Consider the following 14,361-nt stretch of genomic DNA (forward strand, 5'->3'; position numbering starts at 1 on the left):
CTCTTAACGAACTTAGCAGCCTTTTCCCGAAACGACACGGGGTCGTGAGAAAAGAGGTTAATTTATTGCTAATTTCCAAAGCGGGCGACGATTTCTGACGCAAGTGTTGCGCCTTCGGCACGGTATCGCTGCTCGGCGACGATCGCCGGTCCCGTGCAGGTCGTATAAACAGAGGCAAAGGTGCGATACCCACGGTTGAAGGCGGCGGTCATCCTTTCGCGTCGTTTGATCTCGTCGGCCGTTTCCTTGTCGATCAGTTCCTGCATCGAACGACGCCAGACATCCTCCGGCTCCTTGACGCAAAGGTTCCTGAGATAGTGAACGGAGCCGATGATTTCGGAAAGCCGGATCAACCTCTGGTCGTATGGTGTGGGTTTCTCCTCCACGACGGCAGGGGCAGCAGCCTCGGTGGTTGCCGTCTCTTTTGCCGGCGTTTTTTGCGCCGCCGCACCGGTGGCGGCTGTCAGCGCGAGGCCGGCCAGGGCGAGCCGCGCAAGCATCGGGGCAGTGATCATGGCTTCACCAAGCCGGAATTGACGGCGGTTTCAAGGCCGCGGCCGGATTCCGTGTCGATCTCCGCAAGCCTTTCCACGCATTCGCGCACGCTGTCCGGGATTGGCAAGGCAAAGATTTCGGCCGGCGTGAACCAGCCAAGACCGGCGGCGTCGTCGCTGGCAACGGCTACCGCGTCGCCACCCGCCTCGGCTCTGAAGACAGAAAGCAGGAAATGCCGTCCTTCCGATTCCTTGCCGGGCAGGTCGTAGGTTTCGAACAGCACGGGATTGCGGGCCTCTATGCCGGTCTCTTCCAACAACTCGCGAAGCGCAGTTTCAGCCGGCGTCTCTCCGGGCTCCGCCCGTCCACCGGGAAAGGCGTACATGTCGGCCGACGGCGGGTTGGCCCGCCTCACGAGCAGGTAGCGGCCGTCGCGTTCGAGAATGACGGAGGAGGCGAGTTCAGGCTGGGTCGACATCGGGAATCAAATTGCCTCAGTAACGTTGACCCATCCTACGTGAAGTGCCACATCCGTGTCATGTGCGGACGTTTTGCGTTGACGGCGACGCCGGAAGAATTGATGGAATTATTTGCGCTGCTGGAAAGCGAAGACTTTCCGGCGCGCTTCAACATCTCGCCCACCCAGCCGATCATGGTCGTCGTTGCCGGCGAACGGGCTCAGCCCGGCAGCAATCTTCCAGAGCGCAAGGCGGTCCTCGTGCGCTGGGGGTTCATGCCCGGGTGGGTCAAGGACCCGCGTGACTTTCCGCTGCTGATCAATGCCCGCGCCGAATCGGCTATCGAAAAGGCCTCGTTCCGGGCGGCCATGCGACACCGGCGCGTGCTTGTGCCGGCCTCCGGCTTTTATGAATGGCGACGGCCACCGAAAGGCAGCCGCGAGCCGTCGCAAGCCTATTGGGTGCGCCCGCGCAAGGGCGGGATCGTTGCCTTCGCCGGCCTGATGGAGACCTGGTCGTCGGCCGATGGCTCGGAAGTCGACACCGCCGCCATCCTGACGACGGCGGCCAATGCCTCGATCCGGCAGATCCACGACCGTATGCCCGTCGTCATTAAGCCCGAGGATTTCACCCGCTGGCTGGACTGCAAGACGCAGGAGCCGCGCGAGGTTGTCGATCTCTTCGGCCCGGTGGCGGAGGATTACTTCGAGGCGATCCCCGTTTCCGACAAAGTCAACAAGGTTGCCAATGCCGGCCCTGACATTCAGGAGGCGGTGACGCCCAATGTCGCGTCGGACGCTCGACCCGAGAGCAAACCGGCCAAACCCGCTAACGCACAGATGTCCCTCTTCTGAGGGTCAGGCGGGCCGCTTGGTCAGCTTGGTCGCAGGCTTCACCTTTGCCTGCAGCGCGGCGGCGAGTACGGCCTTCAGGCCGAGCGGGCGGTACTGTTCGATGAGATTTGCGGATTTGGCGACGTCTTTGGTCTTTGCGGCTTTCACTTGCACTCACTCCTTGATGCTTACCTGAACCGGATACATGCCGTTCTCGTCATTCAGCGCGAAAACGACGCTCCTCCCTGTTCTCCGGAGACAGGAACCGTGGTGCAGAACCAACTACACCGCGAATCTGTTTTCCGCGTGGCGCTCTCAGATAAGCCTAATCATGACAAATCCATGGCCGCCGATTCTGTTTCGATTGCTTACTGTGCTTGCATGCGGCTGACCTCTTGACCGAGCACAGGCGACGCGCGATAAGTGAGCCTATGAAAACGGTTATCTGCATTATCTGCCGGAAGATTATTCGCTAGCGTCCCGCTGGCCTGGCCGTTTTCGTCTCCTAAAATCCAAGATGACAAACGCGCGGGCCGCCCGGGCGCCGTGTTTCGACGGTCGTATGCGTATGGAGATTGGGAATGGGCAGAGCGCCGACACTAAAGCTGTACAACACGCTGACGCGGGAGAAGGTCGAGTTCCGGCCGATCGATCCCGACAACGTCCGTATGTATGTCTGCGGCCCGACGGTCTATGATTATGCCCATATCGGCAATGCTCGGCCGGTGATCGTCTTCGATGTGCTTTTCCGGCTGCTGCGCCACGTCTATGGCGCGGAGCACGTGACCTATGCGCGCAACATCACCGACGTCGACGACAAGATCAACGCGCGGGCGCTGCGCGACTATCCGACCCTGCCGCTCAATGAAGCGATCCGGCGGGTGACAGAGAAGACCGAAACGCAGTTTCTGGCGGACGCCAAATCGCTCGGCTGCCTCGATCCCGACGTGCAGCCGCGGGCGACCGACAACATCGCGCAGATGATCGAAATCATCGAAAAGCTGCTTGCCAAGGCGCATGCCTATCAGGCGGGCGGCGAGGTGCTGTTCGATACCAAGTCGATGGCCGACTACGGTCAGCTTTCAAAGCGCAATCTCGACGAACAGCAGGCCGGCGCCCGCATTGCCGTGGAAGTGCACAAGAAAAATCCCGGCGACTTCGTGCTGTGGAAGCTTTCGGCCGACAACGAGCCGGGCTGGGACAGTCCGTGGGGCAGGGGCCGTCCGGGCTGGCATATTGAGTGCTCGGCGATGAGCAAACGTTATCTCGGCGAGGTCTTCGACATTCATGGCGGCGGGCTCGACCTCATCTTCCCGCATCATGAAAACGAGATCGCCCAGTCCCGTTGCGCCCACGGCACGCAAGTGATGGCGAATGTCTGGATGCACAACGGCTTCCTGCAGGTCGAAGGCCGCAAGATGTCGAAGTCCGAGGGCAACTTCGTCACGATCTACGAATTGCTGCACACGGAGAAGTTTGCCGGCCGCCAGTGGCCGGGCGACGTGCTGAGGCTTGCCATGCTGATGACGCATTACCGCGAACCGATCGATTTTTCGGTGAAGCGGCTGGAGGAAGCCGAACACCTGCTTTCGAAATGGCCGGTGCCGGGCGAGGCGAAGGGTGAGGCCGATCCGGCCGTCGTGGCGGCGCTCGCCGACGACCTCAACACCGTCGTTGCGGTTCAGGCGCTCCATGCGCTCGCCCAGAAGGCGGCGGCCGATCCGAAGCTGCTCGGCACCTTCGCTGCCAGTGCTGCGCTGATCGGCGTTGTGCCTGAGGCGGTCGAACTCGACGAGGGCGTGGTACGCGACATCGACGGCCGCGTCCGCGCCCGCCTGGAACTGCTGAAGGCGAAGAACTTCGCCGAGGCCGACAAGATCCGCGACGATCTTCTCGCCCAGGGCATCCAGCTCAAGGATGGCAAGGATGCGGCAACCGGCGAGCGTGTGACGACCTGGGACATCAAACGGTGATCGCGAGCCCGGCGGCGAATTTTGTCCGATCCCTTTGAGCGGGATCGGACAATGCCTCCAGGAACGGCGGAAACGCGGAGAGCATGCATGAAAGAGGAGTTCGTGCGATGATCGAGCACACGGGCATTCCCGTCTCGGATTTCGACCGGGCGCGGTCGTTCTACGACAAGGCCTTCGCTCCGCTCGGCGCCTCGCTGCTGATGATGGTGCCGGTGGAACATACCGGCGGCGTCAAGGTTGGCGGCTATGGCCGCGAACGGCCGGTCTTCTGGTTGCACGAGGCGACGACCGGTCCGGGACGGCACTATGCGTTTTCGGCAAGAAGCCGCGCCGAAGTCGATGCCTTCTACGAGGCGGCGATGGCGGCCGGCGGGCGCGACAACGGCAAGCCCGGGCTTCGGCCGCACTATCACCCCGATTACTACGGCGCCTTCGTACTCGATCCCGACGGCAACAACATCGAAGCCGTCTGCCACGCGCCGGCTTGAGGAGGGGTTGCGATGAGTCTCGACAACAGGCCCTATTATACCGGAGGCTGTCAGTGCGGCGCGGTCCGCTTCCGCGTCGAGGGCAAACTTGGTGACGCATCCGTCTGTCATTGCCGCATGTGCCAGAAGGCGAGCGGCAACTTCTATATGCCCTTGGTTTCCGTTCGCGGCGCCCATGTGACCTGGACGCGCGGCGAGCCGAAGCGCTTTCAGTCGTCAAACGCCGCGCGACGCGGCTTCTGCGCCGATTGCGGCACGCCGCTGACCTACGAGGCACCGGATGGCATGGCGCTCGCCATCGCCACCTTCGACGAGCCGCAGGGCATCGTGCCCACCATCCAGTGGGGCATCGAGGGCAAGCTGCCCTATGTCGATCACGTGGCCGATCTGCCGGGCGTTCATACGATGGAAGATCCGGACGCGATCGAATTTCTGACCAATCTCGTTTCCTACCAGCATCCCGACCACGACACCGAAACTTGGCCCCCGGAGGAAAGTCGATGAGCGAAAACGTTCGAACAGGCGGATGCCAATGCGGCGCAGTCCGTTTCCGTATCCGGGGGCAGCTTGGCCGTCCGTCGATCTGCCATTGCCGCATGTGCCAGAAGCAGTTCGGCTCGTTCTTCTCGGCGCTGGTGACGGCGCCGAAGGATGGCGTCGAATGGGTACGGGACGAGCCGAGCTACTTTCAGTCCTCGGTCAACATCGATCGCGGCTTCTGCCCGAAATGCGGCACGCCGATGACCTACCGGCACCCCGGCGGCCTCGAGATCGCGATCGGCACGTTTGACGATCGCACCGATCTCGCGCCGAAAATCCAGGTCAATCACGCGTCGCGGCTGCCCTGGGTCGATACCATCTTCGAACAGCCGGTGCTGGAGGATCAGGACTTCTATGCGCGGCAGGAGAGCATCATCTCCTTCCAGCACCCGGATCACGAGACCGAGCAATGGCACCCTTCGGGGGCATTCCGGTGACCATCGCCCGCATCTATACCGGTGGATGCCAGTGTGGCGCCGTCCGCTACCGGGCCGAAGGCACGCTCGCGGATCCGCATATCTGTCATTGCCGCATGTGCCAGAAGGCGGCCGGCAACTATTTCATGCCGCTGGCGAATGTCGCGCGCGACAGTTTCGATATTACCCGCGGCCAGCCGTCCTGGTTCCGCTCGTCGCATCTGGTTCGACGCGGCTTCTGCAGCGACTGCGGCACGCCGCTGTTCTATGACATGCCGGATGCGGATTTCATCAATATCACGCTCGGTTCGCTCGACGATCCGGATGACGTGTTGCCCGTCTATCAGGCCGGCGTCGAGTCTCGTGTGCTGTGGTTTTCGCGGCTCGCCAGACTGCCCGAAAAAGAGACGGATGACGGCAGCGAGGTGTCCGCCACCCGCCATCTGATCATACTCGAAACGAACCGCCAGCACCCGGACTACGACACCGTGCACTGGCCGCTGACGAAAGACTGAAAATGACGACTGTACTGCGTACGCTCTACCCGGAAATCGAACCCTATGCATCGGGCCACCTCGATGTCGGCGACGGTCACGTGATCTATTGGGAAAAGGTCGGCACGCCAGGCGCCAAGCCTGCCGTCTTCCTGCATGGCGGACCGGGCGGCACGATTTCTGCCAACCATCGTCGCCTGTTCGATCCGGCGCTCTATGATGTGACTTTGTTCGACCAGCGCGGCTGCGGCAAGTCGACTCCGCACGCGAAGATCGAGGCCAACACCACATGGCATCTCGTCGCCGATATCGAGCGGCTGCGCGCACAGGCTGGGGTCGCCAAGTGGTTGGTCTTCGGCGGCTCCTGGGGATCGACGTTGGCGCTCGCCTATGCCGAGAAGCACCCGGAGCGGGTTTCGGAACTCGTGCTGCGCGGCATCTACACGCTGACGAAGGCCGAGCTCGACTGGTACTATCAGTTCGGCGTCTCGGAGATGTTCCCGGACAAATGGGAGCGGTTCATCGCGCCGATCCCGGAAGACGAACGGCACGAGATGATGCACGCCTACCACCGCCGCCTGATGAGCGACGACAAGGCGACGCGTCTTGCCGCCGCCAAGGCCTGGAGCATCTGGGAAGGCGAGACGATTACGCTGCTGCCGGAACTGTCGACGAGCGCACCTTTCGCCGACGACGAATATGCCGATGCCTTCGCGCGCATCGAAAACCACTTCTTCGTCAATGCCGGCTGGATGGACGACGGCCAGTTGTTGCGGGAAGTTCACCGGCTTCGCGGAATTCCCGGCGTCGTCATCCACGGGCGCTACGACATGCCGTGCCCGGCGAAGTACGCCTGGCAGTTGCACAAGGCCTGGCCGGGGTCCGAGCTCCATCTGATCGAAGGGGCAGGGCACGCCTATTCCGAGCCCGGCATTCTCGACCGGCTGATCCGGGCGACGGACCGATACGCAGGCAAGACCGAGTAAGACCAGCAAGAACCGAGCATTTGGACGATTAGCCATGACCAGGGAACGCATCTACCTCTTCGACACGACGCTACGGGACGGGCAGCAGACGCCCGGCATCGACTTTTCGGTCGAGGACAAGATTGCGATTGCGGGTCTGCTCGACGCGTTCGGCATGGACTACATCGAGGGCGGCTATCCCGGCGCGAACCCGACCGATACCGAGTTTTTCACGCGCAAGCGCACGCAGAGGGCATCTTTCGTCGCCTTCGGCATGACCAAGCGCGCCGGGGTTTCGGCGTCGAATGATCCGGGCCTCGCGGCCCTGCTTGCCGCAAAAAGCGACGCCATCTGTCTGGTAGCCAAGAGCTGGGACTATCATGTCGAGGTCGCCCTCGGCTGCACGAACGAGGAAAACCTCGACAACATCCGCGCTTCTGTCGAGGCGGTGGTCGCCTCCGGTCGTGAGGCGATGGTCGACTGCGAGCATTTCTTCGATGGCTACAAGGCCAACCCGGCTTACGCGCTCGCCTGCGCGAAGACCGCTTTTGAAGCCGGCGCCCGCTGGGTTGTGCTCTGCGACACCAATGGCGGCACGCAGCCGCCGGAGGTGCGCGAGATCGTCACTGCTGTGATCGCTGCCGGCGTGCCGGGCGCCAATCTCGGCATTCATGCCCACAACGATACCGGCCAGGCGGTCGCCAACTCGCTGGCGGCGGTGGAAGCCGGCGTGCGCCAGATCCAGGGAACGCTGAACGGCATCGGCGAGCGTTGCGGCAACGCCAATCTCGTCACGCTGATCCCGACGCTCGCGCTCAAGGAGACCTATTCCAATCGCTTCGAAACGGCGATCGATGCCGATCGCCTGCAGGAATTGACGAAGCTCGCCCATTCTTTCGACGAGCTGTTGAACCGCTCGCCGGACCAGCAGGCGCCCTATGTTGGCGCATCGGCCTTTGCCACCAAAGCCGGCATCCATGCTTCGGCGCTGCTCAAGGACCCGCGCACCTATGAGCACGTCGCGCCGGAAAGCATCGGCAACCTGCGCAAGGTCATGGTCTCCGATCAGGGCGGCAAGGCCAATTTCATCAACGCGCTGAAGCGCCGCGGCATCGTCGTCAGCAAGGACGACCCGAAACTCGACAAGCTGATCGCCATCGTCAAGGAACGGGAAGCGACCGGCTATGCCTATGAGGGGGCGGATGCGAGCTTCGCGCTGCTGGCAAGCCGCATCCTCGGCACGGTGCCGGATTTCTTCCACGTCGAAAGCTTCCGGGTGATGGTCGAGCGCCGCTTCGACGCCAACGGCCATCTGAAGACCGTATCGGAAGCGGTGGTGAAGGTGGTGGTCGACGGCGAGACGATGATGTCGGTTGCCGAAGGCCATGGCCCGGTCAATGCGCTCGACCTGGCGCTGCGCAAGGACCTCGGCAAGTACCAGTCGGAAATCGAAGATCTCGAACTGGCGGACTATAAGGTCCGTATCCTCAATGGCGGCACCGAGGCGATCACGCGCGTGCTGATCGAGTCGACTGACGGGACCGGCGCACGCTGGTGGACGGTGGGCGTCTCCGACAACATCATCGACGCATCCTTCCAGGCACTGATGGACAGCATCATCTTCAAGCTGTTGAAGAACCGCGACCATGTCGGCCTGATTGCCGCCGAATGACGTCGGCGGCAAGGTAGGGCAGGCTTCGCTGTGGTGGGATGATGAGCGAAACTCACCATCTCTTCACGGAAATGAATTGGTGCATTCCCGGGCGTTGGAGTAGGACGCATCCGTGGGAGTTTGCGCCGGTGGTAGGCCGCGCCTTCCCTTACGACTGGAGAGCGGCGCTTCGCCACTATGGCTCTCCGGCAAACACACCAGGAAAAGATGTTATGGCTGAGCCAAAAGCACCCGCCGAAAATACCGATTCCGCGAGAGGCTTTGCCTTCGCGCTGACCGCCTATCTGCTTTGGGGCTTTCTGCCCTTCTTCATGAAGGCCGTCGCACACATTCCGGCGCCGGAAGTGGTGGCGCACCGGATCGTGTGGTCGGTGCCGCTCGCGGGTCTGGTTCTGCTTTGGCTCGGTCGTACCGATGACATCAAGGTGGCGCTGCGCTCGCCGCGCATGCTGCGCATGGCGGCGCTGACCGCCGTGCTGATCACCATCAACTGGGGCATCTATGTCTGGGCGATCGGCGCCGGCCGCGCGATCGAGACGGCGCTCGGCTACTATATCAACCCGCTGTTTTCGATCTTCCTCGGCGCGGTGCTGCTGAAGGAAAAGCCGAACCCGGCGCAGATGGTTGCGATCGCGCTTGCGGCATCGGCCGTCGCCGTGCTCGCCTTCGATGCCGGCGGCCTGCCGTGGGTGTCGATCGGCCTTTGCCTGTCCTGGGGCTTCTATGCTTTCTTCCGCAAGACGCTGCCGGTCGGTCCGAACCAGGGCTTCTTCCTGGAGGTCCTGCTGCTCAGCATTCCGGCGATCGGCTACATCATCTGGCTCGAGGCGACCGGGCAGGGGCATTTCGGCGATACCGGCACGGCCGATGTTCTCTGGCTGATGTCCTGCGGCGTCGTCACCGCCATTCCATTGATGATCTATGCCAACGGCGCCAAGCTGCTGCGGCTGTCGACCATCGGCATCATGCAGTACATCGCTCCGACGATGATCTTCCTGATCGCCGTTTTCGTCTTCCACGAGCCCTTCGGCACCGCGAAGCTGATCGCCTTCGGCCTGATCTGGGCGGCGCTGGTGATCTATTCGGGCGCGATGTTGGCCGAAAGCCGTGCGCGTCGCGCAGCATTGCAGGCGAGTCCGGCCGAGTAACGCAAGCGAATGGGACAAAAACGAAAAAGGCGCGCCGGTGAGCGCGCCTTTTTGTTGTCCGGGAATTAAAAGATCAAAGCCTGGAAATGATCTCAGCCTCGCCCTCGCGCCCGTTGCCACCACTGGCAGCAGCAAGAATGGTCGGAACGATGTCGACCGCATCATTGACGACGAGCGGCTGCACCAGGTGCGCCGTGTGTACGAAACCCTCCTCGCGCATGTGCTGCAGCAGATCCAGCATCGGCCGCCAGAAGTTGTTGATGTTACCGAAGACCATCGGCTTGCGGTGACGGCCAAGCTGCGCCCAGGTCATGATCTCGACGATCTCTTCCAGCGTGCCGATGCCGCCCGGCAACGCCACGAAAGCGTCGGCCCGTTCGAACATCGTGTGTTTGCGCTCGTGCATGTCGGCAGTGACGATCAGTTCGTTCAGCTGGCCGAGCGAATGGCGGGTGGCTTCCTTGTCCATCAGGAATTCCGGGATGATCCCGGTGACTTCGCCGCCGTTGGAAAGGACGCCGCTGGCGACGGCTCCCATGATGCCGCGCGTGCCGCCGCCATAGACCAGGCGAAGACCGTGATCGGCAATCGAGCGGCCAAGTGCGCGGCCGGCTTCCATGTAGGCGTTGTCGCGTCCCGGCTGTGAACCGCAATAGACACAGATGGATCGAATCGTGCTTTTCTCAGTGCTCATGCCCCCAAAAAACATTGCAGCGCAGCATGGGTCAAGAAAAATGAGGGGAAAGCCGGGTTTCCGGCGGTTGCGGCGCCCTTGACTGCTTGTATGCCGAATCGCGAATCGCTAGCAATTTCAGGGATTGATTGAAGAAATCGGACGAGTTGCTTGCTGTTGCGCTATAATGAATGGCGCAAGCCCGCACCGCAGGCCGATGAGTGGGCATGCGCGGAGCGTTGCTCCGCTCCGTGTGGAGAGTGGCATGATCAAAAATAAGGCCGGCTGGGTGGCCATTACTGTCCTCGTGGCAGCGACAGCGTTGATGGTATTCGTGGTGCAACCGAACCTGCGTGGTGACGGCAAGAAGCCGGCGGACGAACCGGCCGCAGGCAACGCGAGCCAATCAAACGAAACTGCTTCTGCCACCGGTGGCCCGCAGGCGACCGAAGGAACCGCGAAGCCGCTGGACGCCAAGGCCGGTGAGGCCGAACAGACAGCCAATGCTGCGCAGACGAACGTACCCCCCGAAAATCCGGACGTGCCCGGTTTCGATGTGCTGCGCGTGGAGCCCGATGGATCGACCGTGATCGCTGGGCACGCCGAGCCCGGTTCGAAGCTCGAGATTCTGAGCGGCGACACCGTTGTCGGTACTGCCGATGTCGGCGCGACGGGTGACTTTGCGGCCGTCTTCGACAAGCCTCTGCCGGCTGGCGACTATCAGTTGACGCTGCGCAGCACCGGTGAAGACGGCACGGTGAAGAGTTCCGAGGAAGTTGCGACCGTCTCGGTTCCCAAGGACCCGTCCGGGCAACTGCTCGCCATGGTGTCGAAGCCAGGTGAGGCAAGCCGGCTGATCGCGACGCCGGAAGCTGCCAAGGCCGAAAGCGAGCAAGGGACCGACAACAAGCCGGCGGAGGTCGCATCGACTGCGACGCAGACGCCGCTCGCGACCGGCGACGCATCCTCGGCTCCGGCAAAGGCGCTCGGTGTTCCCGGCTTGCAGGTGAGTGCCGTCGAGATCGAGGGAAGCAAGATGTTCGTCGCGGGCAGCGCCAGGCCGCGTGCGCTGGTGCGCGTCTATGCGGATGACAAGCTGCTCGGAGAAATGAAGGCCGACGACAAGGGCAATTTCGTCGTCGATGGCGAGATCGAGTTGACCGTTGGCAGCCACATCATCCGCGCCGATATGCTGAACGAGGATGGCACCAAGGTCGCTATGCGCGCTTCGGTTCCCTTCGACCGCCCCGCAGGCTCGCAGGTCGCCGCCGTGGCGCCGTCGGGCACGCCCTCGGCGACAGCCGGTCTTGATGGCGTACGCGCCGAGGCAGGCAAGGCGCTGGCTCTGTTGAAGGGGCTCTATGCCAATGGCAAGGTCCCGACAGGCGAGCAACTCGCCGCAGCGCGTTCCGCAACGGAGATCGCTCTGAAGTCGCTGGCCGACTTCCGGCTCGCCGACAACTCCGATCAGGCGCTGGCCGCGGCCTCGGCACGGGCGTCGAAGGCGGCAGCCGATGCGCTGGCAGCCTTGAAGGCCGCGCCGCAGGATGCGCCGAGCGTTGCTTCGGCGCTTGCCAAGGTCGACGCGAGCGTTGGTCCGGTTCTGGCCGAGCGCGGCAGCGCGACGCCGGCGTCGGACGCGCAGGCCCAGCCGAAGGGCAATGCCCCGGCGCAGGGTGAGCTGGCGAAGGCGATGGGTGCAGGCAGCGCGGTGGCCAGCGACGCCACGACGACGCCGGCGCCAAGCACTGAAACCGCCGCGGCTGCTCCCCAGCAGGAAGAGCCTCAGACGGTCCAGCAGGAACCGCTCAAGGAGAGCAAATCCTCCGTGATCATCCGTCGTGGCGACACGCTGTGGCAGATTTCGCGTCGCGTCTATGGTGCCGGCTTGCGCTACACCACGATCTACCTGGCCAACCAGGACCAGATCGAAGACCCCGACCGCATTCGTCCGGGACAGGTTTTCGGTGTGCCGGATAAGGCGCTGCCGGACGATGAATCGCGCGAGATTCACAAAAAGCACATGAAACACGAGCGATAGGCAGTCGATCGCCCGCCAACAACATTGCGGCGGCGGCGATGGATGCCTATGTCTCGATCAAGGGCGGCGCCTTCAACGAGGCGCCGCTTTTCATTGAACGGTGATGACGGCGCTGTAGAGGGAAAGCACGGTGCGGCAAGGCTCGTGGGGCTCCCTAAGCCGTCAAGCAGCGCGAAACGTAAGAGCGGATCAGAACGTGGCACCCCAGAAGAAAACTGTTTCGGCCGATACGAGCAATCCGTTGCAGACGATCGCCAATCTCTGGCCCTATATGTGGCCGACGGACAGGGCCGATCTCAAGCTCCGGGTCATCTGGGCAACGGTCATTCTGATCATCGCCAAGGTCGTTCTGATCCTCGTTCCCTATTCCTTCAAGTGGGCAACCGATGCGCTGAACGGCAAGCCGGATGCCTTGGGTTTCCTGCCTCAGTTCCTCACCGGCGCGGTGATGCTGGTGCTCGCCTACAATCTCGCGCGCTTGCTGCAGGCCGGCTTGAACCAGCTTCGCGATGCGCTGTTTGCAAGCGTTGGCCAACACGCGGTTCGCCAACTTGCCTACAAGACCTTTGTCCACATGCACCAGCTCTCGCTGCGCTTCCATCTGGAGCGGCGCACCGGTGGGCTTTCGCGCGTCATCGAGCGCGGCACCAAGGGCATCGAGACGATCGTCCGATTCACGATCCTGAACAGCGTGCCGACCCTGATCGAATTTCTGCTGACGGCGGTGATCTTCTGGTGGGGCTACGGTTTCAGCTATCTGTTTGTGACGGCCGTCACCGTCTGGCTGTACATCTGGTTCACGGTCAAGGCGAGCGACTGGCGCATCGCCATTCGCCGCTCGATGAACGACAGCGACACCGACGCCAACACCAAGGCGATCGACTCGCTCCTGAACTTCGAGACGGTCAAATATTTCGGCAACGAAGAGATGGAAGCCCGTCGCTTCGACAAGTCGATGGAGCGCTATGAGGCAGCGGCGACCCAGGTCTGGACGTCGCTTGGCTGGCTCAACTTCGGCCAGGCGCTGATCTTCGGCGCCGGCACGGCTGTCATGATGATCATGTCGGCGCTCGCCGTTCAGCGCGGTGAACAGACGCTCGGTGATTTCGTCTTTATCAACGCAATGCTGATCCAGCTTGCAATTCCGCTCAATTTCATCGGCTTCGTCTACCGCGAAATCCGCCAGGGCCTGACCGATATCGAGCACATGTTCGATCTGCTCGACGTGCGCGCCGAAGTGGTGGATCGCCCGGAGGCGAGCGAACTCGCCATCGGCAAGGGCGCCATCGCCTTCAAGGACGTGCATTTTGCCTATGATCCGGCGCGACCGATCCTCAAGGGCATTACCTTCGAAGTGCCCGCCGGCAAGACGGTCGCGGTCGTCGGCCCGTCGGGCGCTGGCAAGTCGACGCTCTCCCGGCTGCTCTATCGCTTCTACGACGTGCAGGAAGGGGCCATCACCGTCGACGGGCAGGACGTTCGGTCCGTAACGCAGAAGAGCCTGCGCTCGGTCATCGGCATGGTGCCGCAGGATACCGTGCTCTTCAACGACACCATTGCCTATAACATCCGCTACGGCCGGGTCTCTGCCAGCGAGGCCGAGGTCGAAGCGGCCGCTGAGGCGGCACAGATCGCCGGCTTCATCCACACGCTGCCCGAAGGCTTCCAGGCCATGGTCGGCGAGCGTGGCTTGAAGCTCTCAGGCGGCGAGAAGCAGCGCGTCGCCATCGCCCGCACCATCCTCAAGGCGCCGCCGATCCTGATCCTCGACGAGGCGACATCGGCACTCGACACGCGCACGGAACAGGAAATCCAGTCAGCGCTCGACGTGGTCTCGCGCAACCGCACGACGCTCGTGATCGCCCACCGGCTTTCGACCGTAATCAACGCCGACGAGATCATCGTGCTGAAGGATGGTGTCATCGCCGAGCGCGGCACCCATGGCGAGCTGATCGACCGCGACGGCCTCTATGCGTCGATGTGGAGCCGCCAGCGCGAAGCAACGCAGGCGGAGGAGCAGTTGAAGCGCGTGCGCGAAAGCGACGATCTCGGCATCGTTACCCGCGGCGAGCCGGCGATCTGATGGTGTTTCTTTCTTTGCTGAGCGCGACGCGTTTTGTCGCTGTCTGGCGGGTGACGTTGCCCGCCAGGGCATTTCGCGCTAG

Annotated in this window: 15 protein-coding genes; 11 read left to right on the top strand and 4 right to left on the bottom strand. The window is 62.6% G+C overall.

Going from position 1 to position 14,361, the window contains the following annotated elements; genetic code table 11:
- Positions 1-68: 68 nt before the first annotated feature.
- Positions 69-515, bottom strand: coding sequence for a TIGR02301 family protein (locus ACN9MO_RS04065; protein WP_112995422.1), 447 nt, complete (start codon positions 513-515; stop codon positions 69-71).
- Positions 512-973, bottom strand: a complete 462-nt coding sequence (locus tag ACN9MO_RS04070) for an NUDIX domain-containing protein (protein WP_112995423.1) — start codon at positions 971-973, stop codon at positions 512-514. The genes ACN9MO_RS04065 and ACN9MO_RS04070 overlap by 4 nt, the downstream gene beginning before the upstream one ends.
- Positions 974-1,033: 60 nt before the next feature.
- Between ACN9MO_RS04070 and ACN9MO_RS04075 the strand changes: the two genes are divergently transcribed.
- Positions 1,034-1,807: an SOS response-associated peptidase gene (locus ACN9MO_RS04075; RefSeq protein WP_112995424.1), complete on the top strand. Its 774-nt coding sequence runs from the start codon at positions 1,034-1,036 to the stop codon at positions 1,805-1,807.
- A gap of 3 nt (positions 1,808-1,810) precedes the next feature.
- On the opposite strand, the gene ACN9MO_RS04080 is transcribed toward ACN9MO_RS04075, so the two are convergent.
- The gene (locus ACN9MO_RS04080; protein WP_176907119.1) at positions 1,811-1,954 is read right to left on the bottom strand and encodes a hypothetical protein; all 144 of its coding nucleotides are present in this window, start codon (positions 1,952-1,954) and stop codon (positions 1,811-1,813) included.
- A gap of 413 nt (positions 1,955-2,367) precedes the next feature.
- On the opposite strand from ACN9MO_RS04080, the gene cysS reads away from it, so the two are divergent.
- The 8 genes from cysS to rarD all read left to right on the top strand — a co-directional run bounded on the left by cysS (position 2,368) and on the right by rarD (position 9,482).
- Positions 2,368-3,759 carry a cysteine--tRNA ligase gene (cysS, locus tag ACN9MO_RS04085; protein ID WP_425986656.1) on the top strand — a complete coding sequence of 464 codons (1,392 nt, stop codon included), beginning with the start codon at positions 2,368-2,370 and terminating at the stop codon, positions 3,757-3,759.
- A gap of 107 nt (positions 3,760-3,866) precedes the next feature.
- Positions 3,867-4,247 (top strand): VOC family protein, encoded by a 381-nt coding sequence (locus ACN9MO_RS04090; protein WP_425986659.1) that lies wholly within the window; start codon positions 3,867-3,869, stop codon positions 4,245-4,247.
- A gap of 12 nt (positions 4,248-4,259) precedes the next feature.
- Positions 4,260-4,751 (top strand): GFA family protein, encoded by a 492-nt coding sequence (locus ACN9MO_RS04095; RefSeq protein ID WP_058320246.1) that lies wholly within the window; start codon positions 4,260-4,262, stop codon positions 4,749-4,751.
- Complete coding sequence (locus tag ACN9MO_RS04100; protein WP_058320245.1) at positions 4,748-5,224, top strand: GFA family protein; 477 nt, start codon at positions 4,748-4,750, stop codon at positions 5,222-5,224. The genes ACN9MO_RS04095 and ACN9MO_RS04100 overlap by 4 nt, the downstream gene beginning before the upstream one ends.
- Positions 5,197-5,718 carry a GFA family protein gene (locus tag ACN9MO_RS04105; RefSeq protein WP_057252746.1) on the top strand — a complete coding sequence of 174 codons (522 nt, stop codon included), beginning with the start codon at positions 5,197-5,199 and terminating at the stop codon, positions 5,716-5,718. The genes ACN9MO_RS04100 and ACN9MO_RS04105 overlap by 28 nt, the downstream gene beginning before the upstream one ends.
- A 2-nt stretch (positions 5,719-5,720) precedes the next feature.
- Entirely contained in the window at positions 5,721-6,683 is a 963-nt protein-coding gene (pip, locus tag ACN9MO_RS04110; protein ID WP_093232159.1) for a prolyl aminopeptidase, read from the top strand.
- Positions 6,684-6,717: 34 nt separating this feature from the next.
- Entirely contained in the window at positions 6,718-8,334 is a 1,617-nt protein-coding gene (cimA, locus tag ACN9MO_RS04115) for a citramalate synthase (protein ID WP_057252743.1), read from the top strand.
- Between the two features lie 212 nt (positions 8,335-8,546).
- Positions 8,547-9,482: an EamA family transporter RarD gene (gene rarD / locus ACN9MO_RS04120; RefSeq protein ID WP_112995425.1), complete on the top strand. Its 936-nt coding sequence runs from the start codon at positions 8,547-8,549 to the stop codon at positions 9,480-9,482.
- Positions 9,483-9,555: 73 nt separating this feature from the next.
- Here the strand turns inward: rarD and ACN9MO_RS04125 are convergent, their stop codons facing one another.
- Positions 9,556-10,176 (bottom strand): TIGR00730 family Rossman fold protein, encoded by a 621-nt coding sequence (locus ACN9MO_RS04125; RefSeq protein WP_057252740.1) that lies wholly within the window; start codon positions 10,174-10,176, stop codon positions 9,556-9,558.
- Positions 10,177-10,420: 244 nt separating this feature from the next.
- Between ACN9MO_RS04125 and ACN9MO_RS04130 the strand changes: the two genes are divergently transcribed.
- Together ACN9MO_RS04130 and ACN9MO_RS04135 are read left to right on the top strand one after the other, a co-directional pair.
- A complete protein-coding gene (locus tag ACN9MO_RS04130; protein ID WP_112995426.1) occupies positions 10,421-12,196 on the top strand; it encodes an Ig-like domain-containing protein in 1,776 nt (591 codons plus the stop codon).
- 196 nt (positions 12,197-12,392) lie between these two features.
- Positions 12,393-14,279, top strand: a complete 1,887-nt coding sequence (locus ACN9MO_RS04135) for an ABCB family ABC transporter ATP-binding protein/permease (protein WP_112995427.1) — start codon at positions 12,393-12,395, stop codon at positions 14,277-14,279.
- The last annotated feature ends 82 nt before the right edge of the window (positions 14,280-14,361 follow it).

Source organism: Ensifer sp. R-19, from assembly GCF_049905105.1.
GTDB lineage: Bacteria > Pseudomonadota > Alphaproteobacteria > Rhizobiales > Rhizobiaceae > Ensifer.

What these genes read in the sequence shown, in the direction of transcription:
- ACN9MO_RS04065 (WP_112995422.1), bottom strand. Translation starts at nt 515, where the DNA reads ATGATCACTGCCCCGATGCTTGCGCGGCTCGCCCTGGCCGGCCTCGCG.
- ACN9MO_RS04070 (WP_112995423.1), bottom strand. Translation starts at nt 973, where the DNA reads ATGTCGACCCAGCCTGAACTCGCCTCCTCCGTCATTCTCGAACGCGAC.
- ACN9MO_RS04075 (WP_112995424.1), top strand. Translation starts at nt 1,034, where the DNA reads ATGTGCGGACGTTTTGCGTTGACGGCGACGCCGGAAGAATTGATGGAA.
- cysS (WP_425986656.1), top strand. Translation starts at nt 2,368, where the DNA reads ATGGGCAGAGCGCCGACACTAAAGCTGTACAACACGCTGACGCGGGAG.
- ACN9MO_RS04090 (WP_425986659.1), top strand. Translation starts at nt 3,867, where the DNA reads ATGATCGAGCACACGGGCATTCCCGTCTCGGATTTCGACCGGGCGCGG.
- ACN9MO_RS04095 (WP_058320246.1), top strand. Translation starts at nt 4,260, where the DNA reads ATGAGTCTCGACAACAGGCCCTATTATACCGGAGGCTGTCAGTGCGGC.
- ACN9MO_RS04100 (WP_058320245.1), top strand. Translation starts at nt 4,748, where the DNA reads ATGAGCGAAAACGTTCGAACAGGCGGATGCCAATGCGGCGCAGTCCGT.
- ACN9MO_RS04105 (WP_057252746.1), top strand. Translation starts at nt 5,197, where the DNA reads ATGGCACCCTTCGGGGGCATTCCGGTGACCATCGCCCGCATCTATACC.
- pip (WP_093232159.1), top strand. Translation starts at nt 5,721, where the DNA reads ATGACGACTGTACTGCGTACGCTCTACCCGGAAATCGAACCCTATGCA.
- cimA (WP_057252743.1), top strand. Translation starts at nt 6,718, where the DNA reads ATGACCAGGGAACGCATCTACCTCTTCGACACGACGCTACGGGACGGG.
- rarD (WP_112995425.1), top strand. Translation starts at nt 8,547, where the DNA reads ATGGCTGAGCCAAAAGCACCCGCCGAAAATACCGATTCCGCGAGAGGC.
- ACN9MO_RS04125 (WP_057252740.1), bottom strand. Translation starts at nt 10,176, where the DNA reads ATGAGCACTGAGAAAAGCACGATTCGATCCATCTGTGTCTATTGCGGT.
- ACN9MO_RS04130 (WP_112995426.1), top strand. Translation starts at nt 10,421, where the DNA reads ATGATCAAAAATAAGGCCGGCTGGGTGGCCATTACTGTCCTCGTGGCA.